The organism is Aquibium pacificum (genome assembly GCF_040839445.1).
Classification (GTDB): Bacteria; Pseudomonadota; Alphaproteobacteria; order Rhizobiales; family Rhizobiaceae; genus Aquibium; species Aquibium pacificus.
Map to the genome: position 1 here is coordinate 1 of NZ_JBDPGJ010000009.1, position 26,397 is coordinate 26,397.

Annotated in this window: 26 protein-coding genes; 3 read left to right on the forward strand and 23 right to left on the reverse strand. The window is 63.6% G+C overall.

Annotation, left to right across the window (positions count from 1 at the left end; translation table 11 throughout):
- Window positions 1-88 precede the first annotated feature (88 nt).
- The gene (locus ABGN05_RS27335; RefSeq protein WP_367957201.1) at window positions 89-628 is read right to left on the reverse strand and encodes a hypothetical protein; all 540 of its coding nucleotides are present in this window, start codon (window positions 626-628) and stop codon (window positions 89-91) included.
- Between the two features lie 469 nt (window positions 629-1,097).
- Entirely contained in the window at window positions 1,098-1,754 is a 657-nt protein-coding gene (locus tag ABGN05_RS27340; protein ID WP_367957202.1) for an AAA family ATPase, read from the reverse strand.
- A 281-nt stretch (window positions 1,755-2,035) separates the two neighbouring features.
- Between ABGN05_RS27340 and ABGN05_RS27345 the strand changes: the two genes are divergently transcribed.
- Window positions 2,036-2,278, forward strand: a complete 243-nt coding sequence (locus ABGN05_RS27345; protein ID WP_367957203.1) for a DUF982 domain-containing protein — start codon at window positions 2,036-2,038, stop codon at window positions 2,276-2,278.
- A 15-nt stretch (window positions 2,279-2,293) separates the two neighbouring features.
- Here ABGN05_RS27345 and ABGN05_RS27350 read toward each other — a convergent pair whose 3' ends face one another.
- Window positions 2,294-2,629: a DUF982 domain-containing protein gene (locus tag ABGN05_RS27350; RefSeq protein WP_367957204.1), complete on the reverse strand. Its 336-nt coding sequence runs from the start codon at window positions 2,627-2,629 to the stop codon at window positions 2,294-2,296.
- 154 nt (window positions 2,630-2,783) lie between these two features.
- Between ABGN05_RS27350 and ABGN05_RS27355 the strand changes: the two genes are divergently transcribed.
- Window positions 2,784-3,287, forward strand: coding sequence for a hypothetical protein (locus ABGN05_RS27355; RefSeq protein WP_367957205.1), 504 nt, complete (start codon window positions 2,784-2,786; stop codon window positions 3,285-3,287).
- A 194-nt stretch (window positions 3,288-3,481) separates the two neighbouring features.
- Here the strand turns inward: ABGN05_RS27355 and ABGN05_RS27360 are convergent, their stop codons facing one another.
- From ABGN05_RS27360 to ABGN05_RS27435, 16 genes are all read right to left on the reverse strand, one after another.
- On the reverse strand, window positions 3,482-5,080 hold the full coding sequence (locus ABGN05_RS27360; protein WP_367957365.1) for a hydantoinase B/oxoprolinase family protein: 1,599 nt from the start codon (window positions 5,078-5,080) through the stop codon (window positions 3,482-3,484).
- A gap of 52 nt (window positions 5,081-5,132) precedes the next feature.
- A complete protein-coding gene (locus ABGN05_RS27365) occupies window positions 5,133-6,233 on the reverse strand; it encodes a M24 family metallopeptidase (protein WP_367957206.1) in 1,101 nt (366 codons plus the stop codon).
- A gap of 145 nt (window positions 6,234-6,378) precedes the next feature.
- Window positions 6,379-7,215 (reverse strand): aspartate/glutamate racemase family protein, encoded by an 837-nt coding sequence (locus ABGN05_RS27370; RefSeq protein WP_367957207.1) that lies wholly within the window; start codon window positions 7,213-7,215, stop codon window positions 6,379-6,381.
- Window positions 7,216-7,272: 57 nt separating this feature from the next.
- Entirely contained in the window at window positions 7,273-8,937 is a 1,665-nt protein-coding gene (locus tag ABGN05_RS27375; RefSeq protein WP_367957208.1) for a hydantoinase B/oxoprolinase family protein, read from the reverse strand.
- A gap of 11 nt (window positions 8,938-8,948) precedes the next feature.
- Window positions 8,949-11,024 (reverse strand): hydantoinase/oxoprolinase family protein, encoded by a 2,076-nt coding sequence (locus ABGN05_RS27380; RefSeq protein ID WP_367957209.1) that lies wholly within the window; start codon window positions 11,022-11,024, stop codon window positions 8,949-8,951.
- Window positions 11,025-11,026: 2 nt separating this feature from the next.
- On the reverse strand, window positions 11,027-11,524 hold the full coding sequence (locus tag ABGN05_RS27385; protein ID WP_367957210.1) for a GAF domain-containing protein: 498 nt from the start codon (window positions 11,522-11,524) through the stop codon (window positions 11,027-11,029).
- Entirely contained in the window at window positions 11,517-12,329 is an 813-nt protein-coding gene (locus ABGN05_RS27390) for an ABC transporter ATP-binding protein (protein ID WP_367957211.1), read from the reverse strand. The genes ABGN05_RS27385 and ABGN05_RS27390 overlap by 8 nt, the downstream gene beginning before the upstream one ends.
- On the reverse strand, window positions 12,326-13,216 hold the full coding sequence (locus ABGN05_RS27395; RefSeq protein ID WP_367957212.1) for an ATP-binding cassette domain-containing protein: 891 nt from the start codon (window positions 13,214-13,216) through the stop codon (window positions 12,326-12,328). The genes ABGN05_RS27390 and ABGN05_RS27395 overlap by 4 nt, the downstream gene beginning before the upstream one ends.
- The gene (locus tag ABGN05_RS27400) at window positions 13,213-14,046 is read right to left on the reverse strand and encodes an ABC transporter permease (RefSeq protein WP_367957213.1); all 834 of its coding nucleotides are present in this window, start codon (window positions 14,044-14,046) and stop codon (window positions 13,213-13,215) included. The genes ABGN05_RS27395 and ABGN05_RS27400 overlap by 4 nt, the downstream gene beginning before the upstream one ends.
- Window positions 14,043-15,068 carry an ABC transporter permease gene (locus ABGN05_RS27405; protein ID WP_367957214.1) on the reverse strand — a complete coding sequence of 342 codons (1,026 nt, stop codon included), beginning with the start codon at window positions 15,066-15,068 and terminating at the stop codon, window positions 14,043-14,045. Before ABGN05_RS27405 ends, ABGN05_RS27400 begins: the two co-directional genes overlap by 4 nt.
- Window positions 15,069-15,126: 58 nt before the next feature.
- Window positions 15,127-16,728, reverse strand: coding sequence for an ABC transporter substrate-binding protein (locus ABGN05_RS27410; protein ID WP_367957215.1), 1,602 nt, complete (start codon window positions 16,726-16,728; stop codon window positions 15,127-15,129).
- Window positions 16,725-17,411: a cupin domain-containing protein gene (locus ABGN05_RS27415; protein WP_367957216.1), complete on the reverse strand. Its 687-nt coding sequence runs from the start codon at window positions 17,409-17,411 to the stop codon at window positions 16,725-16,727. Before ABGN05_RS27415 ends, ABGN05_RS27410 begins: the two co-directional genes overlap by 4 nt.
- A gap of 125 nt (window positions 17,412-17,536) precedes the next feature.
- Window positions 17,537-18,592 (reverse strand): 2-oxoacid:ferredoxin oxidoreductase subunit beta, encoded by a 1,056-nt coding sequence (locus ABGN05_RS27420; protein ID WP_367957217.1) that lies wholly within the window; start codon window positions 18,590-18,592, stop codon window positions 17,537-17,539.
- A complete protein-coding gene (locus tag ABGN05_RS27425; RefSeq protein WP_367957366.1) occupies window positions 18,589-20,433 on the reverse strand; it encodes a 2-oxoacid:acceptor oxidoreductase subunit alpha in 1,845 nt (614 codons plus the stop codon). Before ABGN05_RS27425 ends, ABGN05_RS27420 begins: the two co-directional genes overlap by 4 nt.
- Window positions 20,434-20,435: 2 nt before the next feature.
- The gene (locus ABGN05_RS27430; RefSeq protein ID WP_367957367.1) at window positions 20,436-22,229 is read right to left on the reverse strand and encodes an FAD-dependent oxidoreductase; all 1,794 of its coding nucleotides are present in this window, start codon (window positions 22,227-22,229) and stop codon (window positions 20,436-20,438) included.
- A gap of 562 nt (window positions 22,230-22,791) precedes the next feature.
- Entirely contained in the window at window positions 22,792-23,136 is a 345-nt protein-coding gene (locus ABGN05_RS27435; protein ID WP_367957218.1) for a hypothetical protein, read from the reverse strand.
- Window positions 23,137-23,177: 41 nt separating this feature from the next.
- Here ABGN05_RS27435 and ABGN05_RS27440 point away from each other — a divergent pair, with 41 nt between their 5' ends.
- Window positions 23,178-23,330, forward strand: a complete 153-nt coding sequence (locus tag ABGN05_RS27440; protein WP_367957219.1) for a hypothetical protein — start codon at window positions 23,178-23,180, stop codon at window positions 23,328-23,330.
- A 34-nt stretch (window positions 23,331-23,364) separates the two neighbouring features.
- Here ABGN05_RS27440 and ABGN05_RS27445 read toward each other — a convergent pair whose 3' ends face one another.
- The 4 genes from ABGN05_RS27445 to ABGN05_RS27460 form a co-directional block, all read right to left on the reverse strand.
- Window positions 23,365-23,709 (reverse strand): hypothetical protein, encoded by a 345-nt coding sequence (locus tag ABGN05_RS27445; protein ID WP_367957220.1) that lies wholly within the window; start codon window positions 23,707-23,709, stop codon window positions 23,365-23,367.
- Between the two features lie 70 nt (window positions 23,710-23,779).
- The gene (locus ABGN05_RS27450) at window positions 23,780-24,490 is read right to left on the reverse strand and encodes an HAD family hydrolase (RefSeq protein WP_367957221.1); all 711 of its coding nucleotides are present in this window, start codon (window positions 24,488-24,490) and stop codon (window positions 23,780-23,782) included.
- Window positions 24,487-25,170 (reverse strand): ribulose-phosphate 3-epimerase, encoded by a 684-nt coding sequence (rpe, locus tag ABGN05_RS27455; RefSeq protein WP_367957222.1) that lies wholly within the window; start codon window positions 25,168-25,170, stop codon window positions 24,487-24,489. Before rpe ends, ABGN05_RS27450 begins: the two co-directional genes overlap by 4 nt.
- 144 nt (window positions 25,171-25,314) lie before the next feature.
- Complete coding sequence (locus ABGN05_RS27460) at window positions 25,315-26,382, reverse strand: ABC transporter ATP-binding protein (protein WP_367957223.1); 1,068 nt, start codon at window positions 26,380-26,382, stop codon at window positions 25,315-25,317.
- Between the last annotated feature and the right edge of the window lie 15 nt (window positions 26,383-26,397).

A 26,397-nucleotide genomic window follows, 5' to 3' on the forward strand; every position in this document is an offset into this window, starting at 1 on the left:
CTGCTGGAGCCCATCGGCAACATCCCGCCGGCCGAAGCCGAGGCACGATACTACGCCATGCTCGAAGAGCCGGCCATGGCGGCGTGACTCAAACAAAACGGCCTCCGGCAAACCCGGCGCGGTTCATAGCTTCGGGTCGCGCCAATGTGTTCAACGCGATCATGACGAAACGAAAGAGGTTCTCCTGCCTCGGAACCAACCCATCGATAAGGCGGCCAAACTCCTCAAAGGTTGGCGTCCATTCACGAGGTTTGGGTTCGGGAAGATTGAGAGCCTTGGCGACCGCGTTCGCCTGGGTCACCACGTCCGGCGCCCCGCTGAGGAGCTGGACTTCAAACTCTTTGCCAAACCCGTCTTTGACGTCCACCAGCTTCCGACCGAACCTAAACGCTGCCGAGAACACTGAAAGATTTCGGGCGATCGTCGAGGGAGTATGGTCGAAGCGTGCTCTCGACCAGTTCATAAATTCCTTTTGCCTCAGGGGGCCAAACTCGGCGACAGATGCAGTCGGCAACAATCTCTCCTGAAGAAACTGAATACCAAGCTCGATTGCCCGTGCTGCCGGCGAAGCGGAAGGTTTTTCCTTCACCTCATTCTCATAGTAGTGATCGAGCGCTGTGAGGATCATCACTCGATCCGGGCCACGTGTGTCGCCGCCGGCCGCTGAGCCGGCAAGTGCGATTAGCTTTTCCGTCGCTTCTTCGAGTATTTCCGTTCCAAGTGATCTGCGAGCCTCGCGTCCTCGCTGTTTGTCGTACCAGCATGCATAGAGTTTGGGCGAATTCCCGAGGCCTCGAATCTAATATCCTTGGTATTCGAAGAGTCGCTTCGACATGGTACTTCCTTGTATTGGAGATAGGTGGCCAGATGCAGCGGGTGGTAGAGGACAATCCCGCGCTTTCCCTGCACGAATGTGATTTCGCCAGCGCGCCTAGCGGCACGCAGCTCGTAGGCGCTGACTAGATGCTTGAAGCGGGTACAAACTTGCTCTTCCGTCCGAAGTTCGTCGAAGCGTTCAAGCGCAGTGAGCTCTCTCGTCCCTACGCAGTTCGACTCGGTAGAGTTTTTCTGAAATGAGGGTGAGTGCTGATTAAACTCTACGCGCATAGTTCCTCAAGCTCGAAGTAGTAGTCGGCTTGAGGGTACTTGTGGGTGACGAGGAGGATTTGCGAGACACGCTCTGCCAAGCTCTCTAGGGTCTTCGCAGTATTATCCGCCCGATCAACGTCCATTGATGCGTCGATCTCGTCTCCGAGGAAGACAGAGAACTGATTGTTGGTCAGAACCTGCCCCAGTCCAAGACGCAGCGAGAGGTTCGCAACGGCCTTTCCGGAGCCCGACAGTGTGCTGATTGGCTGGCCGTCAACCTGAATGTCGAACTCCTCATCCACTTCGATAAGGTTGCGCTGCCCACCGGTCATCTCGGTGATGTAGTGAGACGCCACCTTGTTCAGCGACGGGATGAGATGCTGTTTCACCAGCTTGCGCAGGATGGTGAGAGCTTCCTTGCCCTTCCTGTAGCCCTGCTCCTCCTCCCGGCGCCGGTCGACCTCGTCCTTCTTGGTCCGGTAGATCCCGAGCGCCTTCTCGTAGGCACCGAGCCGGTCCTCGTAGATCTTGGCAGCTTGATAGGCTGCTTCGAGCTGGGCGAGGTTCTCAGGCACGTTCAGTAGATAGGTGTGGCGCTCCTCGTCCTCGACCCGACGAGCCTTGGCCTCGATCCATTCGGCATGACGCTTCTCGTAGGAGGACATGGCAGCACCGTTTTCTGTTGGGCGACAGACGGATACTTCATCCGTCAACGGTGTTGCACTTCACCTTGAAATTCACGCTCACAGTTCGGGCGTTTTCGGCGGAAAAGGTGTCGGGTCTGTGTTTGCGAGGCATAAGAACGAAATAGGAACATTATCCCATCAGCGCAACAGACGAGTGGTTGCAGTTCTCCCGCATGCATCAGATAGTCACCGGGGGAGCACCAGGTACGGCGCTGAGAAGGACAGACTCGGCTTCAGACCAATTGGCAGTTCGAGTTCGCATGAATAACGGCTGGTTTGATGTTCCGGTGAGAATTGAGACGGGGGGTAGCGTTCAGATCGTTATGAGCGCGAGGGAAGCCGCGGACATCCTCTCCATCCACTGGTTGGAAGAGCGCGGGCCGAAATATGATATAGCTCGTCGAGCTTGTCTCAGCGCGATGCAGCAGCACATCGCCCCGATCGTGGCGCGCCGCGCTTTCGAGAATGCAGCACGTGAAGCAGGGATACTTGTGGAATCGTAGGTTGTGCCTGCGAGCTCACCCATCCCGCTTCATCTTCCCCTCCCGCCGGCTCAAGTCGGGTGACTTGAAGCCTTCCCGGGTGACTGACTTCGGCGGCTCCGATAGCAGGATGCCGGCTTCGTCGGCCGCTTCCGCGAATGCTTTGCGGGCGCGTGCAATCGATGCGGCCGTGTAGGCGCTTTCCATCGCTTTCAGGACGGCCTTGCGCGCGGCCAGGTGTTTTGGCGTCCAGTTGGTCGGCCAGTCCGTGAGCAGGATTTCCGCTGCCTTTTCCGGGGACGTCACGGCGTGCGCTACATTGCCGGCGCGACTGAGCGCTAGGCGGACGGGCGGAGAGAATTGGCCGGGCATACGCGGTACTCACATGATCGGTAAATTGAACGCAGCGCTGGGCTGAGTGTTCCCGTTCAACCCCAGCTGCCATGTTCGGCAATCGCTTCCCCTCACTTCCGCGCGGAAGCCTTTTGTGCTTTGAATATGTCATCTTCTGATGGGGGGTTTGGAGATGAACAAGCGACTGAAAATGCTAGCATTCGTGGCATCACTTTTGATTTTCATGCCTGTACACGCGATCGCATTGGACCAGTGTACTGTCGGGCAAAAAGTCATCGCGCCCGGCGACATACTGGGGACTGTAATAGCAGTAAACGGTTCGGCGTGTACCGTTCGGCAAGATGACGGCGTGATGGGAGAACAGGTGTGGTCGGCCTTCATGCTGAAATCGCCTGGCGGCGTCGATCCCAATCCACTGCCGGCAATGACCAGCATTCCTGCTGGCACGTACAAGTGCTACTCTACTGGAGGATACACCTTCACGGATATCGTGATCCTCAGCGAGGATACGTATTCAGATCGAAACGGCGCTCCTGGCAGCTACACGATCGACGCAGGTGGCAGGATCACGTACATCTCCGGGCCATTTGCCGACCATCCTTCCTACGCGAAGAACGGAAATGTTTACCTCACCGCGCCAAGAGGTGCATTCTACATGTCGTGCAATCCGGACTGACGAGACCATAGGGGAATATTGCGGCCTAGCATGTGCAACCTCTACAACGTCAGCAAAAGCCCCCAGACGATCCTCGAGTTTACCCGGGCGATGATCAACCACGCCGGCATCCTTCAGCCGGGCAACGTCTTCCCCGATTATGCGGCGCCGATCGTGCGACCGGGCGAAAACGGCGAGCGAGAGCTGACTCCTCTCTACGATTGCGAAGAAGAGGTTGCTCCCCAGCCGCCACCGTTAGCCGTCTCGATCACGATCTCGTCCCCCGGCTTCAGAGCCACGCCGCTCGCGAACGTCAGCCGTTCGAAGACCCCATTGGTTCTCGCAACCGTCAGTCCATTCAGGCCGCCGTTGTCGCCACCGTTCGCTCCCCAGACCGGCTGCCGGGCGCGACTGTAGCCCGCCGACAAGATGGCTGGTGCGCGCAGGCGGTAGCTCGTCTGCAGCCCCTTCCCTCCCGAATGCAGGCCGGCGCCCTCACTGCTTTCGTTCAGGCGCTTGAAGCCGACGTCGAGACCGTATCGCGCCTCGCAGATCTCGACCGGGCAGTTGAAAGTTTCGCCATGATTGGTCGAGTACATTGCGTCGAGGCCGCCCCGGGTCGCAGTCGCGCCCCAACCGCCCATCTGCGGCTCTACCATGGTGAAGCGGCGCCCCGTATCGGGGTGGTCGCCCGCGATCACGGTGCCGCATATCGAGGCAAACGAACCCGCCGGCAGCCGTTCCGGCAGGGCTCGCGCCATGCACTGCCAGAGCATGTCGGCCAGCCGGATGCGGGTCTCGAAATAGTAACCGTGCGGCGCTGTGCCGGTCGCGTGGAAGATCGTGCCGGGCTCCGTGATGACCTCCAAGGCGCGGAAGGAGCCGGCATTGGCGAACAGCGTGGGGTCGGTCAGCGCCTTGAAGATCATCTGCGCGGAGATCACCGCACCGTCTCGGCTGGTGTTGTATGGGGCTTCGCGCTGCTTGGGATTGTCCCGGAGATCGACCGTGAAGCGATCTTTCGCGACGGTGATCGCAGCATGCCAGAGCGCGCCGTCGTCTTGCGTCTCGTCGATTTCGTAGGTCCCCTCGGGAAGCTCGGCGAGACCGGCGAGACCGCGACGTTCTCCCTCAGCGAAAAGGTCTGCCAGCGCCGACCGGTAGGCTTCCGCGCCATAGCCGTAAACCAGCTCCCTGATGCGGGACTCGGCCTTGCGGCTTGCAGCCACCTGAGCCCAGAGATCTCCCAGCACGAAGTCCGGAAGGCGGGAGTTGGCCATGATGATGTCGAAGACGGACCGGAGCGGCGTGCCTTTGTCGAAGAGCCTGACCGCGGGCAAGCGCAGCCCTTCCTGGAAGATCTCGGTCACGTCGACAGCCATCGAGCCAGGCGTCTTACCGCCGATGTCGTTCCAGTGTGCGATCGACGCGGCCCAGGCGACGAGCTCTCCGCCGGCGAAGACCGGCAGCGCGATGACGACGTCGTTAAGATGCGTCACGCCGCCGTAGTACGGATCGTTGGTGACGAAGCAGTCTCCTTCGCGGATCGTGTCGAGGCCGTTCAGCTCGATGATGCGCTTCACCGCCTTGTCGAGCACGCCGACGAAGGTCGGGATACCCGCCCCCGAAGAGACCAGTTCGCCCTGCGCATCGGTGATGCCCGTGCCGACGTCGAGCACTTCGTAGATGATCGGGCTCATCGCCGTCTTGTTGAGCACGGCGAACATCTCGTCGGCCGCCGCGATCAGGCTCGATTGGATGACGGAGACGGTAATCGGGTCGATCCGGTCCGCATTCGGCTCCCCAAGCTCCATCACATGGCACTCCCGACCTTAGGCGCAAAGATGGATTCCTGCCTGGACATGGCTACGCCTTCGCAACGAACAGGTCGCGCGGCAGGCCGGAGAAGATCTCCGGACCGTCCCCGCGCAGGATGACGATCTCTTCCAGCCGGATGCCGAAGCGGCCGGGGATGTAGATGCCGGGCTCGATGGAGAAGACCATGCCCTCCTCCAGCAGCGTTTCGGAGGTGGCGGTGAGGTAGGGCGGCTCGTGACCGTCGATCCCCAGTCCGTGGCCGGTGCGGTGCACGAAATACTCGCCATAACCTGCGTCCGCGATCACCTTGCGCGCCGCCGCGTCGACCGCCTTCGCCATCACGCCAGGACGCGCGGCCTTCAATGCCGCCTGCACGGCCTTTTCCACGATGGAATGCACTTGCCCGTAGCCCTCCGGCGGCTCGCCCACGACGGCCATCCGCGTGATGTCGCTCGGGAATCCGTCCTTGCGGCCACCGATGTCGATGACGATAGCGTCGCCTTCCTTCAGCTTGCGACCGCCGGTCTGGTGGTGCGGGAACGCGCCGTTGGGGCCGCCCCCGACGATCCAGAAGGCCGGCGAGGCGCCCTCGGCCGCGAACTGGTCGCGGATGATCTGCGCCAGTTCCTTCTCCGTCATGCCGGGTCGGATCGAGGCGAAGGCCTTCTGCATGGCGCGGTCGGCGATCCCAGCGTTCATCCTGATCTTTTGGTACTCGCTCTCGCTCTTGCGCATGCGCAGCCGGCCGAGCGTGCTTTCGGTGAAGGCGTGGCCGGCGTTGGGAAGCGCATCGAGCAGCAGGAGCGCGAAGTCGGCGCGCATTGTCTCGTCGAGCACCACGTTCTTCGCATCGCTCGCACCTATATCGTCGAGCGCCGTCGCGAGCGCCGCAACCGGTCCCTGGTCGTCGCTCCATGTGTGGAAGGCGATTGCCGTCGATTCGCGCGTGCCCTCGGCATTGAGCACCGGAATCAGGAAGGCTTCGCGCTCCGTGCCGACCAGCAGCAGGCACGGACGTTCGTCGGGATGCGGGTGGAAGCCGAGCAGCCATTCCATGTGCGAGCCGGGCGCGATTGCGAGGAGGTCGGCCCCTTCGGACGCCATGGACTGGCGCAGGCGGGCAAGGCGTTCGGTGGCGGGATGGTTCATCGTGGTCCTCGTTCAGGTTCTGTCGGGGACGGCATGACGCCGGCCTCCTGGTCCACTTGCCGTCGTGCGCGGTCGCGGGGACGGACAATCCTTACCGTCCGCCGCGAAATCGCCCGCGCGAGCTCCAGGCGGGCGACCGTGTTCGTCAGGCGGCGTTGCGGATGGTGCTTTCTCCGCTCGCAGCCACCACCATGCGCGAACCGAAAGCCTCGCCCTCGTCGAAGCCGCCGATCGAGGCGATCTCGTCTTCGGGCGGCGCCTCGCAGGACCATTTCCGGCTCGGCACCAGACCGCACTGGCGTTTCAGGATCGCAGCATATTCGGCACGCTTCAGCGCCGCGATCGACGGGTCAATGACGGGCACGCCGAGTTGACGCCCCAGTTTGCGGTTGAAGCCGACTTCCATGGTGCAGCCGAGGATGAGCGCTTCGGCGAAATCCTCCTCGACCGCCTTGCGGCCGGCCTCGACCAGCCGCCGTTCCGTTTCGGCATGATCCTGCTGGAATTCGGTGACGCCGAGTTCGACGTGGTAGAAGCCGGACAGCCGATGCTCATGCCCGTGCTCACGCACTGTCGCACCCATCTGGTGCACCCATTTGCGCCGCCCCACGATGACGCCGAAGCGGTTGGCGAGCGTGGCCGCGATCTCGCAGGAGGACTGGCACGGCGCCGTTACGATCATTTCACCCGACACCTCGCGCGCGTCGTGCAGGGCCGTATCGTAGAAGCAGCCGATCGCAAAGGCGTCGAAGCCTTCCCGCGCGGCCTGGCGGGCCGCCCGGATGATGCCGCGCGTCGCCATCGCCTCGTAGGAGCGGAACTCGATGTGCGAGAAGTTTCCTTCGGATGTGGGAAGGGAGGTGACGTGGACCTCCGTGCCCGGCAGCTTGTTGTCGCGCGCCATGTCGGCGAAGATCTCGTCATGCGCGTGGTCGCTAGCGACCGGACTGAAGTACATGATCTTCAACGGCTTCTCGTTCATCGCAGTGGTCCTTTCACCATATCTTTCCCCACCGGCCCAACGGGCGGCCCCCGATGCTCACCCGCCGTGGCCGTAGACCTCGCGGGCGCGCTCCGGCGTGATCAGCCCGTTGCGGACATCCTCGGCGACAGCCTTCGGATCACGCTCCTTCGGGTCGCCGATGCCGCCGCCATTGCCGGTCACGACGCGGATGACGTCGTCGGTGTGGGTCGTCAGGCCGGAGACGAAGGAGAACTTCTCCCGTTCGCCGTCCTTGCGGATGACCTCCACGTAGTTGGGCGAGCCCTCCATGCCGCCGTCCAGCGCCCAGGGCGGAAATTTCGAGCGCGTATATCCCGCGGTCAGGAAGCCGTTGTCGGCGCGGACCCGGTAGTCCATGACGATGCCGCGCCCGCCCCGGAACCTGCCCTCGCCGCCCGGCTCGACGTTGAGCTCCATACGGTCGACATAGAGCCCGTTGCGGGCCTCGTTGATCTCGGCCGGACAGTTGTAGGTCTCGCCATGGAAGCCGCAGAAGATCGCCGAGTTGCCATCGCGGCCGCGGCTGGCACCCCAGCCGCCGAGTTGCGGCTCGATGATGGTGTACTGCCTGCCCGTGTCGGGATGGATGCCGCCGATGAAGGTGCCGCAGACGCTCGCGAAGTGGCCCGACGCCAGCCGCTCGGGCATGTGAGCGGCAAGGCAGCGCCACATGAGGTCGTACACCCGAAGTTCGATCTCGTAGTAGAAGCCGATCGGCGCTGGTTCCTTCGCGTGGAAGACCGAGCCTTCGCGGGTGAGAAGGCGGATCGGCCGGAAAGAGCCCTCGTTCGCGGGCGAATAGGGATCGGTCAGGGACTTGAAGATCATCTGGGCGGCGACCATGACGCCGTCGCGACTGGTGTTGACCGGGTTGTTCGACTGGTCTGGGTTGTCGAGCAGGTCAACCTCGAAAGCGTCGTCGGAGATGGTGATCTTCACGTTGAAGGTGCGCCCGTCATCCTGCTCTTCCGAAAGCTCGAACGTGCCCTTGGGTAGCTTCGCGAGTTCGGTGCGGGAAACCTGCTCACCGAAATCCATGAACGAAGTCATGGCCTTCTGGAAGGTGACCACGCCGTATTTGTCGGCGATCTCGACCAGGCGCCTGGCACCGATGCGCACCGAGGCGATCGCCGCCCAGACGTCGCCTTCCAGCACGTCGGGCATGCGCGAATTGACCTTGATGATCTCCATCACCGAGCGGATCGGCTCGCCACCGGCGATGATCTTGATCGCGGGTAGCCGCAGGCCTTCCTGGAAGATCTCCGTCGCCTCGCCGGACAGCGAGCCCGGTGCCATGCCGCCGACGTCGGAATTGTGGGCGATGTTGGCAGTCCAGGCGATGATGGTGTCGCCGGCGAAGACGGGCATCGCCACGACGATGTCGTTGAGGTGCGTGACGCCGCCATAATAAGGATCGTTGGTGGCGAAGACGTCACCCGGCTGGATGTCGCCCGGCTTGTCGAACTTGGCGTTGATCACCTTCACCGCCTTGTCGAGCACGCCGATGAAGGCCGGGATGCCGGCACCCGACGAGGCGAGCGCGCCCTTCGCGTCGGTGATGCCGGTGCCCATGTCGAGAACTTCGTAGATGATGGAACTCATCGCCGTCTTCTTCATGACAGCGAACATCTCGTCCGCGGCCGCCTGGAGCGAGTTCTGGATGATCTCGAGCGTGATGGGATCGTTGGACAAGTCGTTCATGATCCGCCTCCTCAACCGGCCAGAGTGATGTGGATGTTGCCGTAGCCGTCGATCTCCACCTGGTTGCCCGGGTGGATGACCACGGTAGTCCCGGGGTCCTCGACGATGGCGGGACCCGTGAAGCTCATGCCCGGCTCCAGCTTAGTCCCGTCGTAGATGGCCGCCTTCTTCACGCCTTCGAGCGCGTAGTCGACGTCGCGATGACCTTTCAGCGCGCTCTCGGCCGGCGTGCCGGTGGGTTCGCGCTTCGCCATCGCGAGCTTTCCGACCTCCGCGGAAGCGACGAGGTGGATGCCGACCATCTCCACCGGCGCGTCCAGCCGGTAGGTGTATTCGCGCTCGTAGGTCTCGTGGAAGGAGGCCTCGATTTCCGCCAGTCTCTCGTCGGTCACCGCGCCGTCCGCGATCAGGACCTCCGTCGTGTGCTCCTGGTTCTGGTAGCGGAACTTGCCGTAGCGCAGCATCTTCACCTTCTCGGGAGCGACCCCTTCCTGCGTAAACTGCTGGCGCGCACGGTCCTCCGTCTCCGCAAAGATCGCTTCTATGCCGACGGCCGAACCCGGCTTCAGATCGGCGAGCCGGGTGACGAAGTAGTCGCGGCGCAGGTCGGACATCATCATGCCCCAGGCCGAGAAGACGGATGCGCCGGCCGGCACCACCACCTTATTCACCCCGAGTTCCTGACCGAGTGCAACGCCGTGCATGGCGCCGCCGCCGCCGAAGGCGACCAGCGTGAAGTCGCGCGGGTCGTGGCCGCGGTTGAGCGATACGAGCTTGAGCGCGTTGACCATGTTGTTGTTGGCAATGCGGATGATGCCGCGCGCGGCTTCGTCGGTATCCACGCCGAGCTTCTCGCCCACCGCTGCGAGCGTTTTCTCGGCAGCGGCCATGTCGGCGACCACTTCGCCGCCGCAGAAATAGTCGCGGTTGATGCGGCCGAGCCAGAGATTAGCGTCGGTGGTCGTAGCATCGCTGCCGCCGCGTCCGTAGGCGGCGGGACCTGGCATCGCGCCTGCCGACTGCGGGCCGACATGCAGCTTGCCGAAGTCGTCGACCCAGGCGATGGAGCCGCCGCCATTGCCGATCTCGACCAGGTCGACGACCGGCACCATGATCGGATAGCCGGCCGAGGTGCGGTCGCGCTCGATCCAGTAGTCGGTCTTGATCTTAACCTCGCCGTCCTCGATCAGCGAGCACTTCGCGGTCGTGCCGCCGATGTCGAGCGCCAGCACGTTCGGCTCATCGATCAGCTTGCCGAGTTCGGCCGCGCCCCAGAAGCCGGAGGCCGGCCCGGACTCGACCATCGTGATCGGGATCTTCGACACCGATTCCAGCGAATCCACGCCGCAGTTCGACTGCATGATGTAGGGGCTGCCCTTCAGCCCTTTCGCTCTAAGCCCGTTGGCGAGCCGCGACAGGTAGCGCTCGGCGATGGGCTGGACATAAGCCGACAGCACAGCGGTGTTGGTGCGCTCGTACTCGCGCCATTCGCGCGTGATCTGATGCGAAGAGACGACGGAGACCTCTGGCCAGAGTTTCCCTACCTCCGCCATCGTGCGCTCCTCATGCGAGGGGTCCGCGTAGGAATGCAGGAAGGAGATCGCGACCGCCGCGACACCGTCGGCTTTGAAGTCCTCCAGGATGGCCGGCAGCTCGGACAGGTCGAGCGGCTTCAGTTCCTCGCCCTTGTAGCTCGTGCGTTCGGGAAGCTCGCGGCGCAGGTAGCGCGGCACGAAAGGCTTAGGCTTCTCGTAATGCAGGTTGAAGAAGTCCGGCCGGTTGCCACGCGCGATCTCAAGAGAATCGCGAAAACCTTCGGTCGTGATCAGCCCGACCTTGACACCCTTTCGCTCGGTCAGGGCGTTGATGACGACGGTGGTGCCATGCGCCAGGAAGTCGATCGATGCCGGATCGACCCCGCCCTTGGCAAGCACATTCAGAACGCCTTCCTCGAAATTGGGCGGCGTCGTGTCGGACTTGGCGGTGATGACGCGCGCCTCGCCTGTCGCGGCATCGGTCTCGAAGCAGACGAGATCGGTAAATGTCCCGCCGACATCTGTTGCGACGCGGATGGTGGTCTCGGCCATGGTCAGGCTCCCCTACTCTTCATGCGTTCGTGGAGAAGAAGGCACACGAGGCCGGGCAGCTTGAGCACCTCGGCGGCCTCGACCCGTTTGGGCGTATAGTGGCCCGCCGCGTGCAGGCAGTTGATGGTTCCGGCGACCTCGCCGTCGATGAGGATCGGCACGTTCATGACGCTCTCGCACCCGAGCGAACGGATCAGTTCCCAATCGTCGAAAACCGCCTTGATGTCTTCAATGTCGTTGGCGACGAACGTCTTCTTCTCGCCGACCACCCTGCGGGACCAATCTGTCTCGTTGGCCGGCTTCGTTCCGGAGACCGGATAGGCGTCCGGCATGTTAGAATAGACCCGCGCGTTGACGCGCTGCGCACGGTCGCTGGTCATGATCGTGAACAGCTTCGCGCCGACCAACTCCTGCGTCAGGGCGCACAGACTGTCGAAGGCAGTCTGCGGCTGCGGAGTGGCGGCCCCCGCCGCCGCAAGGAACTTGGCATAGTCAGGCACTTGTATTTTCCTTCTTCATGAGACGGTCGCGTAGCCGCACTTCGTCGGCCGTCACGACCGGAACAGCGCAGATCAGGCGGCGCGTATAGGCGTGGTCCGGGTCGGAGAAGATTTTCTCGGTCGGATTGAGCTCGACCAGTCTGCCGCGCTCGAAGACGGCGACCCGGTCGGCGATGTTGCGGACGACCGAGAGATCATGCGTGATGAAGACGTAGGTGAGGCCGCGCCTGCTCCGCAGGTCGTTGAGGAGCTTCAGCACCCTTGCCTGCACCAGCACGTCAAGCGCTGATGTAGGCTCGTCGAGTACGACGAGCTCGGACTCGCACGCCAGCGCTCGGGCGATCGCCACGCGCTGGCGCTCTCCGCCGGACAGGGAGGACGGGGAGCGGCCGGCATAGTCCGCCGGCAAGCCGACTTCCTCCAGAAGCTGCCCGACGTGATCGCCGCGTCGGCCTCGCTCGCCCAGGCCGTGCACATCAAGCGGCAAGCGCAGCGACGCGCCGATCGAGCGTTGCGGATTCAGCGAAGAGAGCGGGTTCTGCTGGACAAGCTGGATCGCCCGGCGATGCACGAGCTCGCGCTTTGCGGGAAGCACCTCTCCCCGGAACGCGATCGTCCCTGTCGAGGGCGGATAAATGCCGAGGACGAGGTTCGCGAGGGTCGACTTGCCGGAGCCGCTTTCGCCCACGACCGCGAGGCATTCGCCCTCGGCCACGTCGAGGATAATGTTGTCGAGGGCACGCACCTCGTGCCTGCCCTGCACGAAGACCTTCGAGACGCCTTGCAGCGAAAGCAGATGGATCATGCCTCTACCTCCGGTTCCTCGCAGCCTTCATGGACCACGAGCGGCTGGAAGTAGGCCTCCGAGACATCATCGATCTCGGGAATGCCCTCACCGGTGATCCGGGGCACCGCCGCGAGGAGAGCGCGCGTGTAGGGATGGCGCGGATCGGCGAAGAGATCGGCCGTGCAGCCATGTTCGACGATGCGGCCCTTATAGATGACGTAGACCCGGTCCGCGAATTCCCGCACGACACCCAGATTATGGGAGATGAAGAGCACCGAGGTGTGGTGCTTTGCGACGAGGTCGCGCATCAGTTCCAGCGTCTGCGCCTGCACGGTGACGTCGAGTGCGGTACCCGGCTCGTCGGCGATCAGCAGCGAGGGCTCGTTGGCCAGCGCCATCGCGATCATGACGCGCTGGTTCATCCCGCCCGAAAGCTGGAATGCATAGGAATCGAGCGCGCGTTCCGGATCGGGGATAGCGACGTCCGCGAGCGCGGCGGCGGCCTTGTCGCGTGCGGCGACGGGACCGATGCCGGGCTCCGCCCGCTCGAGGACCTCGTGGAACTGTTCGCCGATGCGATAAACCGGGTTGAGAGAGGACATCGGGTCCTGAAAGATCATCGACATGCGGTTGCCGCGCAGGCGACGCCGCTCCGCCTCCGTCATCCTGGCGAGATCGCGGCCCTCGAATGCGACGAGCCCGGAGACCCGGGCACTGCGAGTCTGCTGCAGCAGGCCCAGAACGATGCGCGCGGTGACCGACTTGCCCGATCCGGATTCGCCCACGAGCGCTACCCGCTCGCCCTTGTTGATATGGAGGGAAATCCCGTGCAGCACGTCGACCTGCCCGGCCCAACCGCGGAAGGCAAGGTGCAGGTCGCGGATCAGAAGCGACGGCGCGGTCATTGCTCGGCTCCCAGCACGTCCCGCAATGCATCGCCAAGCAGGTTGAAGCCAAAGACCGCCACGAGGATGGCGAGTCCCGGAAACACCGTCAGCCACCAGGAATCGGGCAGGTACTTTGCGCCGTCGGCCACCATGGAGCCCAAGTCCGGGGTGGGCGGCTGCACGCCGAGCCCGAGGAATGAGAGCGAGGAGGCGATGAGAATGACGAAGCCGAGGTCGAGCGTCATCTTGGTGACGATCGACGGCACGCAGTTCGGCAGGATCTCACGGAAGATGACATGCGCTTTCGAAGCGCCGATCACCTCCGCCGCGAGCACGTAGCCTTCTTCCTTCTCCGAGCGGGTGAGATTGTAGACGAGCCGCGTGTACCAGGGCCACCACATCACCGTGACCGCCAGCATGCCGTTCGTCAACGTCGGTTCCAGCAACCCCATCATCGAGAGCGCAAGAACCAGCGGCGGGATGGACAGGAAAACGTCCGTCACTCGCATCAGCACGTATTCGGTCCAGCCACCGATGTAACCCGCGACGAGGCCGATCGTGACACCCACCGGAACCGCGATTGCCAGCACCACCACGCCGAGAAGCAGCGAGATGCGGTAGGCGTAGAGGATGCGCGAGAAGAGATCCCGGCCGACGAGATCGGTTCCGAAGATGTAAGGCCATTCCGGCGCCTTGTTGAAGTTGGCGAAGTCGACGACGGCTCCGCTGTGGCTGGGAAACGGCGCGATGAAATCGGCGAAGATGGCCGATAGGACGACGGTTCCGACCAGGATCAGGCCGATCACCGACAGCGGATTGCGCAGCAGGATGAAGAGCGTCCGCTTCATGCCGCCCTCTGCGACAGACGGATGCGCGGATTGATGAAGGCGATCAGAAGGTCGACGACGATGTTCACGATGAGGAACATGGCCGAGATGATCAGCACTGTGCCGACGATGGCGTTCAGGTCCTTCCTGAGGATGACGGCGACGCCGTAGCGAGACAAGCCCGGCCAGGCGAACACCGCCTCGACGAGGAACGCGTTGCCGAGCATCGCCGCGAAATCCAGACCGATGATGGTGAGCGACGGGATGAGCGATGGGCGGAAAGCGAAGCGGCGCGCGATCTTCGATTCCGGGAATCCGTAGGACTGCGCCATCTCGATGTACGGCTTGTCGTAGGTCTCCACCATGTTGGAGCGTGTCAGACGGGCCGCCTGCCCAATCCCCGAGAGCGCCAGCGCGAAGGCCGGCAGTATGATGTGCCATGCGGCATCGCCGAAAGCGGCGACATTGCCCGCCAGCAGTGTATCGATGAACAGGAATCCGGTGACCGGATCGATCGTGTAGCTGTCGGTGATGCGGCCCGCGATCGGGAAGATCGGCAGGAAGAAAGCGAAGAGTAGCATGAGGATGACCGCCCACACGAAGCTTGGCGCGGACACGCCGAGCAGCGTCACTAGGCGGATGAGATTGTCGGCCCACGACCCCCGGTAGCGCGCCGAGATGATCCCGAGTGGCAGGCCGACCAGCACTATCATCAGTCCGGCCACGACAATCAGCTCCAGCGTGGCTGGCAGGAACTGCGCGATGTCGGCGGTCACCGGACGGTTCGTGTAGAGGGAGATGCCGAGATCTCCCTGCAGCATGTCCCGGATAAAATACGCGTACTGGACGACGATGGAGTCGTCGAGATGCAACCGCTCGCGCAGCATCGCGAGTTGCTCGGCCGTCGCGTTCGGCCCGAGCGCGATGCGCGCGGGGTCGCCGGGAATGATCCGAGCAATGGCGAAGATCAGCATCGAGACCCCCACCAGAACGATGAGCGAGGTCCCCAGCCGCTTCGCAAGGAGGCGGACGACAGGCGGCATGATCGTTTGTCCGTTGTGGAGGGCCGGCGCCAGCCGCCGGCCCTGCCGTCTTGAGGCGTTATTCGCCCGTCATTTCCATCAGCCGGAAGGAGAAGCCCATTCCGTCGAGCCCGAACGCCTTCTCCGGATCGCTGAGCGCCGGCGCCTTCACGCGATTGGAGGCGGCGAACAGGGACTGACGATCATAGCCGTAGATCGTCGGCGCGATCTCCATCAGCCGGTCGTTGAGCTCGGCATAGGTCGCCTCGCGCTCCGCCGGGTCGGTGACCGTACGGCCCTCCGCCAGTAATTCGTCGACCTTGTCATCCTTCAGATATTCGGGCGACTGCCACGTTCCCGCGACCGAAGAATGGTACATCGGATAGAGCAGTGTGTCGGGGTCTCCGGTCACCGCGTTCACGAATATCTGCGAGATATTTGGCGTGTTCTCGGGCTTCGCGACCTGCTCCGTGTAGAGCGCCCACGGCACCTTGCGGATCTCGGACTTGATGCCGAGTTCGGCGAAGTTCGCCTGCATGAGCAATGCGAAGCGCTCCTCGATCGGCACTTCGCCGATCCACGACAGTTCGAGCGTGAAGTCGTCCGGGCTGTACTTGCAGTCCGCGAGGTGCTGCTTCGCGGCTTCGAGATCGCGCTTCAGCACGTCTTCGGCCGGGTTGGCGCCGAACATGCCGACCGGGACCGCGCCGGTGGACGGGCTTCCTTGCGCGACGTCGTCGGTGACCGCCACCATGGTGATCCCGGCGGCGTAGTCGTAGGCTTTCGCGAGCGCCATGCGGCAGTTGACGTCGTCGAGCGGCGGCTTCTGGGTGTTCATCTTGATATAGAAGGCGCCGCCGCCGGTCTCGGTCAGAATCTGCGCACCGTCCGCGGCGAGCGACTTCAGCACCTCCGGCGGCAGCCACTGCGAGGAGATGTCGTGCTCGCCCTGGGCGATGAGCGTCCGTACCGTCGCGGCCTCGAGGCCATAGCGGAGACGGACCTGATCGGGAGCGACTTCCGGAACGCCAAGGAAATAGTCCGGGTTCTTCTCCATGACCGTTTCCTGCTGCGGGTTGTGCGAAACGACTGTGTACGCGCCCGTTCCCGCGCTGTTGCCGGAAAGATAGGCCTGACCCCAGTCCTTCATCTCGCCCTCGCCTTCGCCGAGGTTTTCCATCACCAGCTTCTTGTCGACGATCGGCAGTCGCACGAGCGAGGCCACGAAGGGTGAATAGGCTTCGGTCAGATTGAATCGGACGGTGTGTTCGTCAACCACCTCGGCGCTTTCGACCTTATCGAAGACGAAGGATAGCCCCTGTCCGAGTTCCTTCATGCGGTCGAAGGAGAAAACGACGTCCTCGGCGGTCAGTGGGTTGCCGCTCTGGAATTTCACGTGGTCGCGCAGCTTGAAGACGAAATCCGTGCCGTCCGCCTCCCAGCTTTCGGCCAGATGCGGAGCATAGCCCGGACCGCCTTGCACCGGCAGGACCAGGGTGTCGTAGACGTTGAACATCAGGATGGAGTCGGCGTAATCCGTCGCCTTGCCGGGATCGAGCTCGCCGACGGCGACTTCGTCCAGGCGCAGGACGGTCTGGGCAGACGCCTGGGCGACCATCATCGGCGTGAGCATGGTAGCGGCCAGAAGCGCAGCCGCGAGCGGTCTTGCAGTGGTGTTCATGACGATTCCCCTTTTGTCTTCTTGGGTTTGGCAGTTTCGGTGCCGTCCTCGGCCATCTTGTGAAGAACCGGGTGCACATCGTCCGCTTCTGGATCATCGCCGAAGACATCCATCGTGCAGGTGTGCAGGATAGTGGCCGGCAGTCCGGTGTGGTTCCAGGACGAATGGATCCTGGTGGACGGAAAATGCAGCGAGTCTCCGGCTTCGAGGATGTTTGTCTCCCCTTCGATCTCGACGGTGATCCCGCCTTCGAGAACGTAGAAAATTTCCTCGCCCTCATGGGCGATTGGCTCCGAACGGTATCCGGGCGGCTCGTGGATGATCACGCTGCGCAGCACGTTGCCCGGGAAGAAGGTGGACAGGCGTTCGTAGACAAGGGAGTTGCCGCCGACGGCGTAGTGCGGCCGCTGGTCGTGCCGTGTCATTGGCGCCGTGACCTTCGGCTGCGACAAGAATTCACTCAAATGAGCCCCCAAAACGCGAGCCACGTTTGCGAGCGAAGACAGCGACGGCGTCGTGATCCCTCTTTCGATCTGAGAGATGAACCCAACAGACAATCCTGCGCTGTCGGCGACTTCCTTGAGAGTGAGGCCGAGAACCTGGCGGCGAGCGCGCAAACGATCACCTAGGGAAATCTCGCCCGCCTTTTGCTCTACTCTTGCATGATCAATTTGATGGTCCAACCGACGCACCCGCTTTAGTATTTGTAAAATCCTACTGAGGGCGGGGGAGTTGTCAAGCAGCATTTTAGCAGGGCTAAAACACGGACTGGCTAGGCGGGAAGGCCCAGCTCGGTGAGAAAAGTCGGTTAGCGTAGGGAGTCGTTGATTGTCCCAAGTGCCACCGGTCCTGGGCAGAGCGCGGTCTCGTCCAGCCGGTTAAGGGGAGAGGAGACGGTGTTCAGGCGCCCGTGCAGATCGCGCCGGGCGGGGTCGTAGTACAGCAGTCCAGTGGTGACCATGCCGGCCTCCTCGCGGGCCTGGATGTAGGCGAGGGCGGCGGCTTTGCTGGAGGTCTCATAGTCTTCCGCAACCTTGTGCAGTTCCAGCCGCTCGCCATTGGGTTGCTCGATGGTCACGCTTGTTCCGGGGGCGTAGTCCGCGGTCATGGGTTCCGCCCCGGCGATGACGTCGAGGCGGTTGAGCGTAGCGTTGTGCTCGCGCACATAGTCGTAGCTCCGCGTCGAGCCCTTGTGGTTGTTGAAGGCCACGCATGGCGAGATAACGTCAAGTATGGCCGGGCCGGGATGGCTGATTGCGGCCTTGATCAGCGGCACGAGCTGCCCCTTGTCGCCGGAGAAGGAGCGTGCCACGAAGCTCGCGCCCATCAGGATCGCCATGGATGCCAGGTCGATGCCGGAATCGACGTTTACGGTGCCCTTCTTGGCTTTCGACCCTTTGTCGGCCGTGGCCGAGAACTGCCCCTTCGTTAGTCCGTAAACGCCGTTGTTCATGACGATGTAGGTCATGTTGACTCCGCGGCGCATGATGTGGGCGAACTGCCCTAGCCCGATCGACGCGCTGTCGCCGTCGCCAGAGACGCCTAGATAGATCAGGTCGCGATTGGCCAGGTAGGCACCCGTCAGCACCGAGGGCATGCGCCCATGCACGGTATTGAAACCGTGGCTGCCGCCTAGAAAATAGGTCGGCGTCTTCGACGAGCAGCCGATGCCCGAGAGCTTGGCCACGCGGTGCGGCTCGATCGACAGCTCGAAACAGGCCTGCACAATCGCCGCCGAGATCGAATCATGCCCGCAACCCGCGCAGAGCGTCGAGATCGTTCCCTCGTAGTCGCGGCGGGTGAATCCGATTTTGTTGCGGGGCAGCGAGGGGTGGTGCAGCTTCGGCTTCGCGATGTAGGTCACGACACAGCCCTTTCGAACGGGGCGATGGCGCCTTGCGCCAGATGGTTGCGGATCGCCTCGGCTATGAACCGTGCGGTGATTGGCGTGCCGTCGTAATGCAGCACCGGCACCAGTCGCGCCGGGTCGATCCCCAGCTCGTTGACCAGCAGGCTGCGCATCTGGGCGTCGCGGTTCTGCTCGACCACGAAGACCTGGTCGTGCGAGAGGATGAACTCGCGCACCGCGTCCGGAAAGGGAAAGGCCCGCAGGCGCAAGGCATCGACATGCCGGCCTTCCCCGGCGAGCCGGTCAAGCGACTCAGTCATGGCCGGAGCCGTCGAGCCGAAATGGATCGCGCCCAGCTTCGTCGGCCTTGCCGCATGACGCGGCACCGGCTGCGGCACTAGCTTCCTGGCCGTGTCGAATTTGCGCAGGAGGCGCTCCATGTTCTCGACGTAGTCGGCGCCCTCCTCGGAATATCTCGCAAAGGAATTCTTGGTGGTACCGCGTGTGAAGAATGCTCCCTTGGTGGGATGCGTGCCAGGCAGGGTCCGCCAGGGAACGCCGTCGCCATCGACGTCCAGATAGCGGCCGAAGGTCTTCCCAGCGTCCAGTTCCGCCGCCGTCATCACCTTGCCCCGGTCTAGCCTTCGGCCCTCCTCCCATTCGAAGGGACGGCACAGGCGGTTGTTCATGCCGATGTCGAGGTCCGACATGACGAAGACCGGCGTCTGGAGGCGGTCGGCCAGGTCGAGCGCAGCGGCTGCGAAGTCGAAGCATTCGCGCGGATCCTCGGGGAAGAGCAGCACGTGCTTAGTATCTCCGTTCGAAGCGTAGGCGCAGGATAAAAGATCGGATTGCTGAGTGCGAGTCGGCATACCGGTTGACGGCCCGCCGCGCTGGACATTCATGATCACGGCGGGGATTTCGGCGAAATAGGCCAAGCCGATGAACTCGGTCATCAGGCTGATGCCAGGCCCAGATGTGGAGGTGAACGCCCGTGCCCCGTTCCAGCCCGCGCCGATGACCATGCCGATTGAGGCCAACTCGTCCTCCGCCTGGATGATCGCGTACTTCGCCCTCCCGGTCTCAGGGTCGATGCGCAGCTTCTTGCAATACCGCTCGAAGGCCTCCGCCAGTGAGGAGGACGGCGTGATCGGATACCACGCGCAGACGGTTGCGCCGCCATAGACGGCGCCCAGTGCGGTTGCTGCGTTGCCCTCGACGAAGATCAAGTCGCCGACGGCATCGCGCCGCTCGATCCTCAGCGCGCACAGGTCTGCGGGTAGGTTCTTGCGCGCCCAGTCGAGGCCGAGATGCAGCGCCTTTCGGTTCGAACCGATCAACGACTCCTTGCCCCCGTACTGCTGGACGAACAGCGACTCGATGACGCTGGTCTCGATTCCCAGCAGATCCGCGAGCACGCCGACATAGATGATGTTCTTGAACAGCTGGCGCTGGCGGGGATCGGAATAATTCGTGTTACAGATCACGGTCAGCGGGACTCCAATCGAGATGATGTCCTCGCGAAAGGCGCTGGCGGGCAGCGGGCGCGTGCTGTCGTAGAACAGATAGCCGCCCGGTAATATCTCTGCCATGTCCTGCTGCCAGGTCTCGGGGTTCATCGCCACGATCATGTCGACCCCGCCCCGACGCCCCAGATAGCCGGCCTCGGAAACCCGCACCTCGTACCAGGTGGGCAGGCCCTGAATGTTCGATGGGAAAATGTTGCGCGGGCTGACCGGCACACCCATGCGCAGAATTGAGCGTGCGAAAAGCTCGTTCGCGCTTGCCGAACCCGAGCCGTTGACGTTCGAGAACTTGACGACGAAGTCGTTGGTCGCGCTGATCTTCTGCACCATCCTCAGCCTGCCCACGTCGGTTCGATGAGGTATTTGCGCATGTCCCACGCACCGGTGGGACAGCGTTCAGCGCAAAGGCCGCAATGCAGGCAGACATCCTCGTCCTTAGCCATCACCCGCCCCGTGGCAAGCCCGTCGGCGACATAAATCGGCTGATCGGAGTTCAGCGCCGGCGCCGAAAGGCGCTGGCGCAGATCAGGCTCGTCGAGGTCGGGAGTGAAGTTGATGCAATCCATCGGGCAGATGTCGACGCAGGCATCGCATTCGATGCACAGGGGGGCGGTGAAAACGGTTTGAACGTCGCAGTTCAGGCAGCGCTGCGCCTCCTTCCAGGCCAGGTCCAGGTCGAAGCCCAGTTCCACTTCGGCATGCAGATCGCCCAGCGCGCGGCCCTTGACCAGATGTGGCACCTTGAAGCGTGCATCGAGCGCCACGTCGTTGTCATAGCTCCATTCGTGGATGCCCATCTTCTGGCTGACGATGCTCACCCTCGGCGGGGGCCGTTCGGCGACGTCCTCGCCATTGAGATGCCGGTGAATGGAAATCGCCGCAGCATGGCCATGCGCCACCGCCCAGATGATGTTCTTTGGCCCGAAGGCCGCATCGCCGCCGAAGAACACATGGGCGATGGTGCTCTGCATGGTGACCTGGTCGACCGTGGGCATGTCGGAGCGCGGGTCGAACTCCAGGCCAATGTCGCGCTCGATCCAGGGAAAGGCGTTCTCCTGGCCCACCGCCACCAGCACGTCGTCGCAGGCGAAGAACGGATCGGGCTCGCCGGTGGGCACGAGCCGGCGGCGGCCGTCGCCATCCTGTTCGGCGCGGACAATCTCGAACGTCATCCCGACCAGCCTGCCGCCTTCCACGACGAAGGCTTTCGGGACATGCCAGTTGAGGATGGGGATGTCCTCGGCGATGGCGTCGTCCTTCTCCCAGGGCGAGGCCTTCATCTCTTCGAAGCCCGAACGGACGATGACCTTGACTTCCTCGCCGCCCAGGCGTCGCGCGGTGCGGCAGCAGTCCATTGCGGTATTGCCTCCGCCCAACACGATCACCCGCTTGCCGATCCGGCTCACATGCCCGAACGAGACCGAGGCCAGCCATTCGATGCCCAGATGGATGTTGGCGTCGCCCTCACTTCGCCCTGGAATATCCAGATCGCGGCCCCTCGGGGCGCCGGATCCAACGAAGACCGCGTCCCATCCTTCCGCCAGAAGGGCAGACAGGCTGTCAATCGAGCGGTTCTCGATACGGATGTTGCCGATACCTGTGACGTTTGCCACCTCCTCGTCGATGACCGATTCGGGCAGGCGGAAGCGCGGGATCTGAGTGCGGATCAGTCCGCCCGTTCTGGGACTGTGATCGAACAGTGTGATCTCGTAGCCCAGCACCGCCAGGTTGCGCGCCACCGTCAGCGAGGCGGGCCCAGCCCCCACGCAGGCGATCCGCCGCCCGTTCGGCGCCGGCGCGCGGGGTAAGCGGCCGGTTATGTCGTCCTTGAAATCGGCCGCAACGCGCTTGAGCCGGCAGATCGCCACCGGCTCCTTGCGCTTGCCGGTCAGCGTCTCGTCCTCGACGCGGCCTCGTCGGCAGGCCGGCTCGCAGGGGCGGTCGCAGGTGCGGCCCAGAATGCCTGGAAAGACATTGGACTGCCAATTTATCATGTAGGCGTCGCTGTAGCGGCCGTGCGCGATGAGCCTGATGTATTCGGGAACCGGCGTATGCGCCGGGCAAGCCCACTGACAATCCACGACCTTCAGGAAGTAGTTCGGATCCGCGATATCCGTTCTCTGCAAAATCTCCTCCGCACGTTTCCCCCGGTTCCCCGCGGCGCTGAGCCGCGTGGTACCGCACGCCGTACCCGTGCGAACCAAGCCCGCATCGTGTCGACGTGGCGCCATGGGACCGCTGGGTTCTTCTTGCCCCGGTCTGCCATGACAGCGCGGTGAATTTGGCGACTTTGATATCGCTCGGCAACTTGATTCTGCGGTCGGACTACGAGGGGAGTTCAATCGGCGGAGAAAGTCTAGGACCTTACTGTCCTCGGCGGCGATAGCGGCAAAGCACTTCGGGCGCTCCCGGCATCCGGACGGATTGTCATGTGCGAGATCGACGGTTGTCAGACCCTCGCACCCTAGCCGTCGATCAGGTCCTCGCGCATCACACGGAGATTGATCTCGCCGCCGGTAGCGATCAGTTCATCGCGCCAGGGAGGCCACGTCACGCAAGAATTTCAGCACGATCTACCACAGCACTTGAAAAGCCCTTGGTCCTCGATAGCGACTGGCTACCGAACAACGAAGGACACGATCGGAGGCCTCCGTTGTTTCCGCGCACTCCCACGCAACTGTCCTGCCTTTACTCCGCCCTGGTGGCCTGGAATTGCTCCGCCGTCGGCACTTCCCGCCACAAGGGTTGCGCGTAACTTGCGCGTTGGACCGTGTTTGTTCTTGCATCGTTCGTCCAAGGTTCCCGCCAGCCCTCCGTCGGAAGTAACTGATTTTCCAGCATTTTCCCGGTGCGCGACTTCCTTGACATCGTAGGGGTCACAGGTTCAATCCCTGTCACGCCCACCATCAGTCCTCCTCCGACATCGTGACGCGGATCGATCGCTGGCAACGGAACGGCGCCTGAAGGCTTGTCGACCTTGCCCGGGCCATGTTCGCCGGAAGCGGCTAAAAAGGCGTTCAGCCTTGGGAACATGCCCGCCTCCCGTTGGTTCGTATCCTCACGAGGAGGACGCCATGTTGCGCAGGCTGCTGATGCTGTTCGCAATCGCCATCCGTTCCAGGCGCAAGCCGGTCACGCCCGAGGAGCGGCTGCGGCGCGCCGGACTGGCACCTGAATTCTTCGGCGCCACGAGTGCGCGCAAATCGGGTCCGAAGTCGAAGGTCTGACCGGGACGGACCATCACGCGTCCAGTTGCAGCGGTCAGGCGCACGCCAGCCAGATGGCCAGAACGAGTACCGCAATGCCGCCCCCCGACAGGAGCTCGGAATCAAAGCACCGCATGGCCGGATCGTGCGACGCCTGTTGCTCGCTTGGTACCTCCTCCAAGGCATGCTCGACGCGGGCATTCGCCATCCTCACCCGCTCTCCCGACACGGCGCGGCCGTGGGCTTCCGGGTCGGGTTCCAGCAGCGAGGCGGCCGGTTCGAAGCCCTCGAGCCAGTCTCCCCTGCGGCCCTTCCGGAAATCGCCCCGGACCTGGGCGTGATTGGTTCCGGCACCGTCTGTCGGATCAGCCGTCGGCGCGGGTCTCCTGCCTCCCCGCAATCGAACCGCGCTCGCGGATTTCCGATCCGAGGCAGCAGCCCGACAATGGTCCTGGAACGGAACCGCCGGTTCAGGCCCGTGCGAACATGGTTCCGAGCAGCGCGGGAAGGTCCTCCAGACTGTCGAGGACGTGATCGGCGCCGAGAGCGTCCGTCGATGCCAGCGAATAGCCGCCGCGCACGAGCACGACCGCCATTCCGGCTGCTTTGGCGGAGCGGGCGTCCGCGGCACTGTCTCCGACCATGAACGCGTGTTCCGCAGCGACGTCCATCCCCGCCAGCGCGGCGAACAGCATGTCGGGCGCGGGCTTCTTGGCGATGCCGGGCTCCGCGCCCTGCACCGCCGCGAGGAACGGCGAAAAGCCGTAGTGGTCGACCACGGCGCGCGTGAACGGCATCGGCTTGTTGGAGACGACGGCGAGCTTCAGACCCGCTCCCGAAAGCGCGGCGAGACATTCGCGCGCACCGGGAAGAACCGTCGTGAGGCGGGTCAGGTGCCGACCGTAGATCGGCATCATTTCGGCCACGGCATCGTCGAGCGCGCCGCCTTCGAGCGGCCGTCCGCCGGCTGCGAAGGCACGCTCCACCAGTTTGGACACCCCGTTGCCGATCATCGCCCGCACGTCCGCCAGCGAATGCGCCGGCAACCCGTGCTGCGCCATCAGTTCGTTGGTCGCGGCTGCGATGTCGGGCGCGGAATCGATCAGCGTCCCGTCGAGGTCGAAAAGGACCGCCTTCGGCCAGCCGTCCGGCCGTCCTGCGAGGAGCGGCGCGGCGCTCACGCGGCGCTCCGCATTGCGCCATCGGACGCCCGCCGGATCGCGGCGATGTTGTCCGCATAGGCCTGTTCGTTGCCGCCCTTGAACACCGCCGAGCCTGCCACGAGCACGTTTGCCCCCGCCGCCGCGACCAGCGGCGCCGTCTGGGGCGTGACACCGCCGTCGATCTCGATATCGATCGGCCGCGCCCCGATCATCGTTTTCAACCGCGCCACCTTGTCGACGACCGAACTTATGAATGCCTGGCCGCCGAAGCCGGGATTGACCGTCATGACGAGCACGAGGTCGAGCCGGTCGAGCACGTATTCAATGACGCTCTCCGGCGTCGCGGGGTTCAGCGACACGCCGGCCTTCTTGCCGAGGTCGCGGATCGCCTGGAGCGAACGGTCGAGATGCTTCGTCGCTTCGGCATGGACCGTGATGATGTCGCAACCCGCATCCGCGAAGGCGGCGAGATAGGGGTCCGCGGGCTCGATCATCAGGTGGCAGTCGAAGATCTTCTTCGAGCGTCCGCGCACCGCCTTGATGACGGGGGCGCCGAAGGTGATGTTGGGCACGAAATGCCCGTCCATCACGTCGAGATGGATCCAGTCGGCCCCTGCCCGGTCGATCGCCTCGATCTCCTCGCCGAGACGCGAGAAGTCGGCCGACAGGATCGAAGGGGCGATGATGGTGCTGGTCATGTCGAGCTTCCCTGGCTCTGGCCGGCCGCCGCCGCCGGCTTCGCGTCAGGCGCTGACATGGCTTGCGCGGCGCCGGATGGCAAGGGTGGTGGCGTGCGGCCTGTGCAAAACGCCGCGCCGACCGGCGATCTCCGGGACCGGCCGCTAGGCGTCGAGCAGGTGGACGTCCTCGGGCGAGAAACTGATCGATGCCTTTTCGCCCGCGACGGGGGGCGGGGTCGCCGGGTTGTTGAACGTATCGAGCGAGACCACGTCGTCGCCGAGCGCGACCCGGACCCGGATCACCGAGCCGAGGAAGGAGACCTCGCGGATGACGCCGTGCGCGGTGCTCCCGCGGCCGTCCTTCGGGCCGAGCGAGATGGCCTCCGGCCGCAGCGCCAGCGAGATGGCTTCCCCGACCTTGCGGCCGGCGAGCCGGCGCCCGGTGGCGACATCCTCGGCGCCGATCCGCACGATGCCCTGCTCGGCGTCGGCGACCTTGCCCTCCAGCACGTTGAGCGTGCCGACGAAGCCGGCCACGAAGCGTGTCGCCGGCTTATTGTAGATCTCGAACGGCGTGCCGACCTGTTCGGCCCGGCCATTGTACATGACCACGATCCGGTCGGACATCGACAGCGCTTCCTCCTGGTCGTGCGTGACGAAGATCGTCGTGATGCCGAGTTCCTTCTGGATGGCGCGGATTTCCTCGCGCAGCGACACGCGCACCTTGGCGTCGAGCGCCGAGAGCGGCTCGTCGAGGAGAAGCACCTGCGGCTTGCCCGCCATGGCGCGGGCGAGCGCCACGCGCTGCTGCTGTCCGCCGGAAAGCTGGTAGGGATAGCGGCCGCCGAACTCCTGCAGCTTGATCAGTTCCAGCATCTCGCCCACGCGCGCCTGCATCCGCGCCTTGGGCATGCCGGCCACCTTGAGGCCGAAGCCGATGTTCTGCGCCACCGTCATGTTCGGAAAGAGCGCATAGGCCTGAAACACCATGCCGATGTTGCGCTGGTTGGGCTTCAGGCGGGTGACGTCCTTGCCGCCGATGAACACCGAGCCGGAACTCGGCTCCTCGAAGCCGGCGACGATCCGGAGCATCGTGGTCTTGCCGCAGCCCGAGGGTCCGAGGAAGGAGACGAACTCGCCCTGCCGGACGTCGAGGTTGAACTCCTGCACGACCACGGTGGTGCCGAAGGCCTTGTGCACCTGACGGATGGAGAGGAACGTGTCTGACATGGCGTTTCGCCTCTC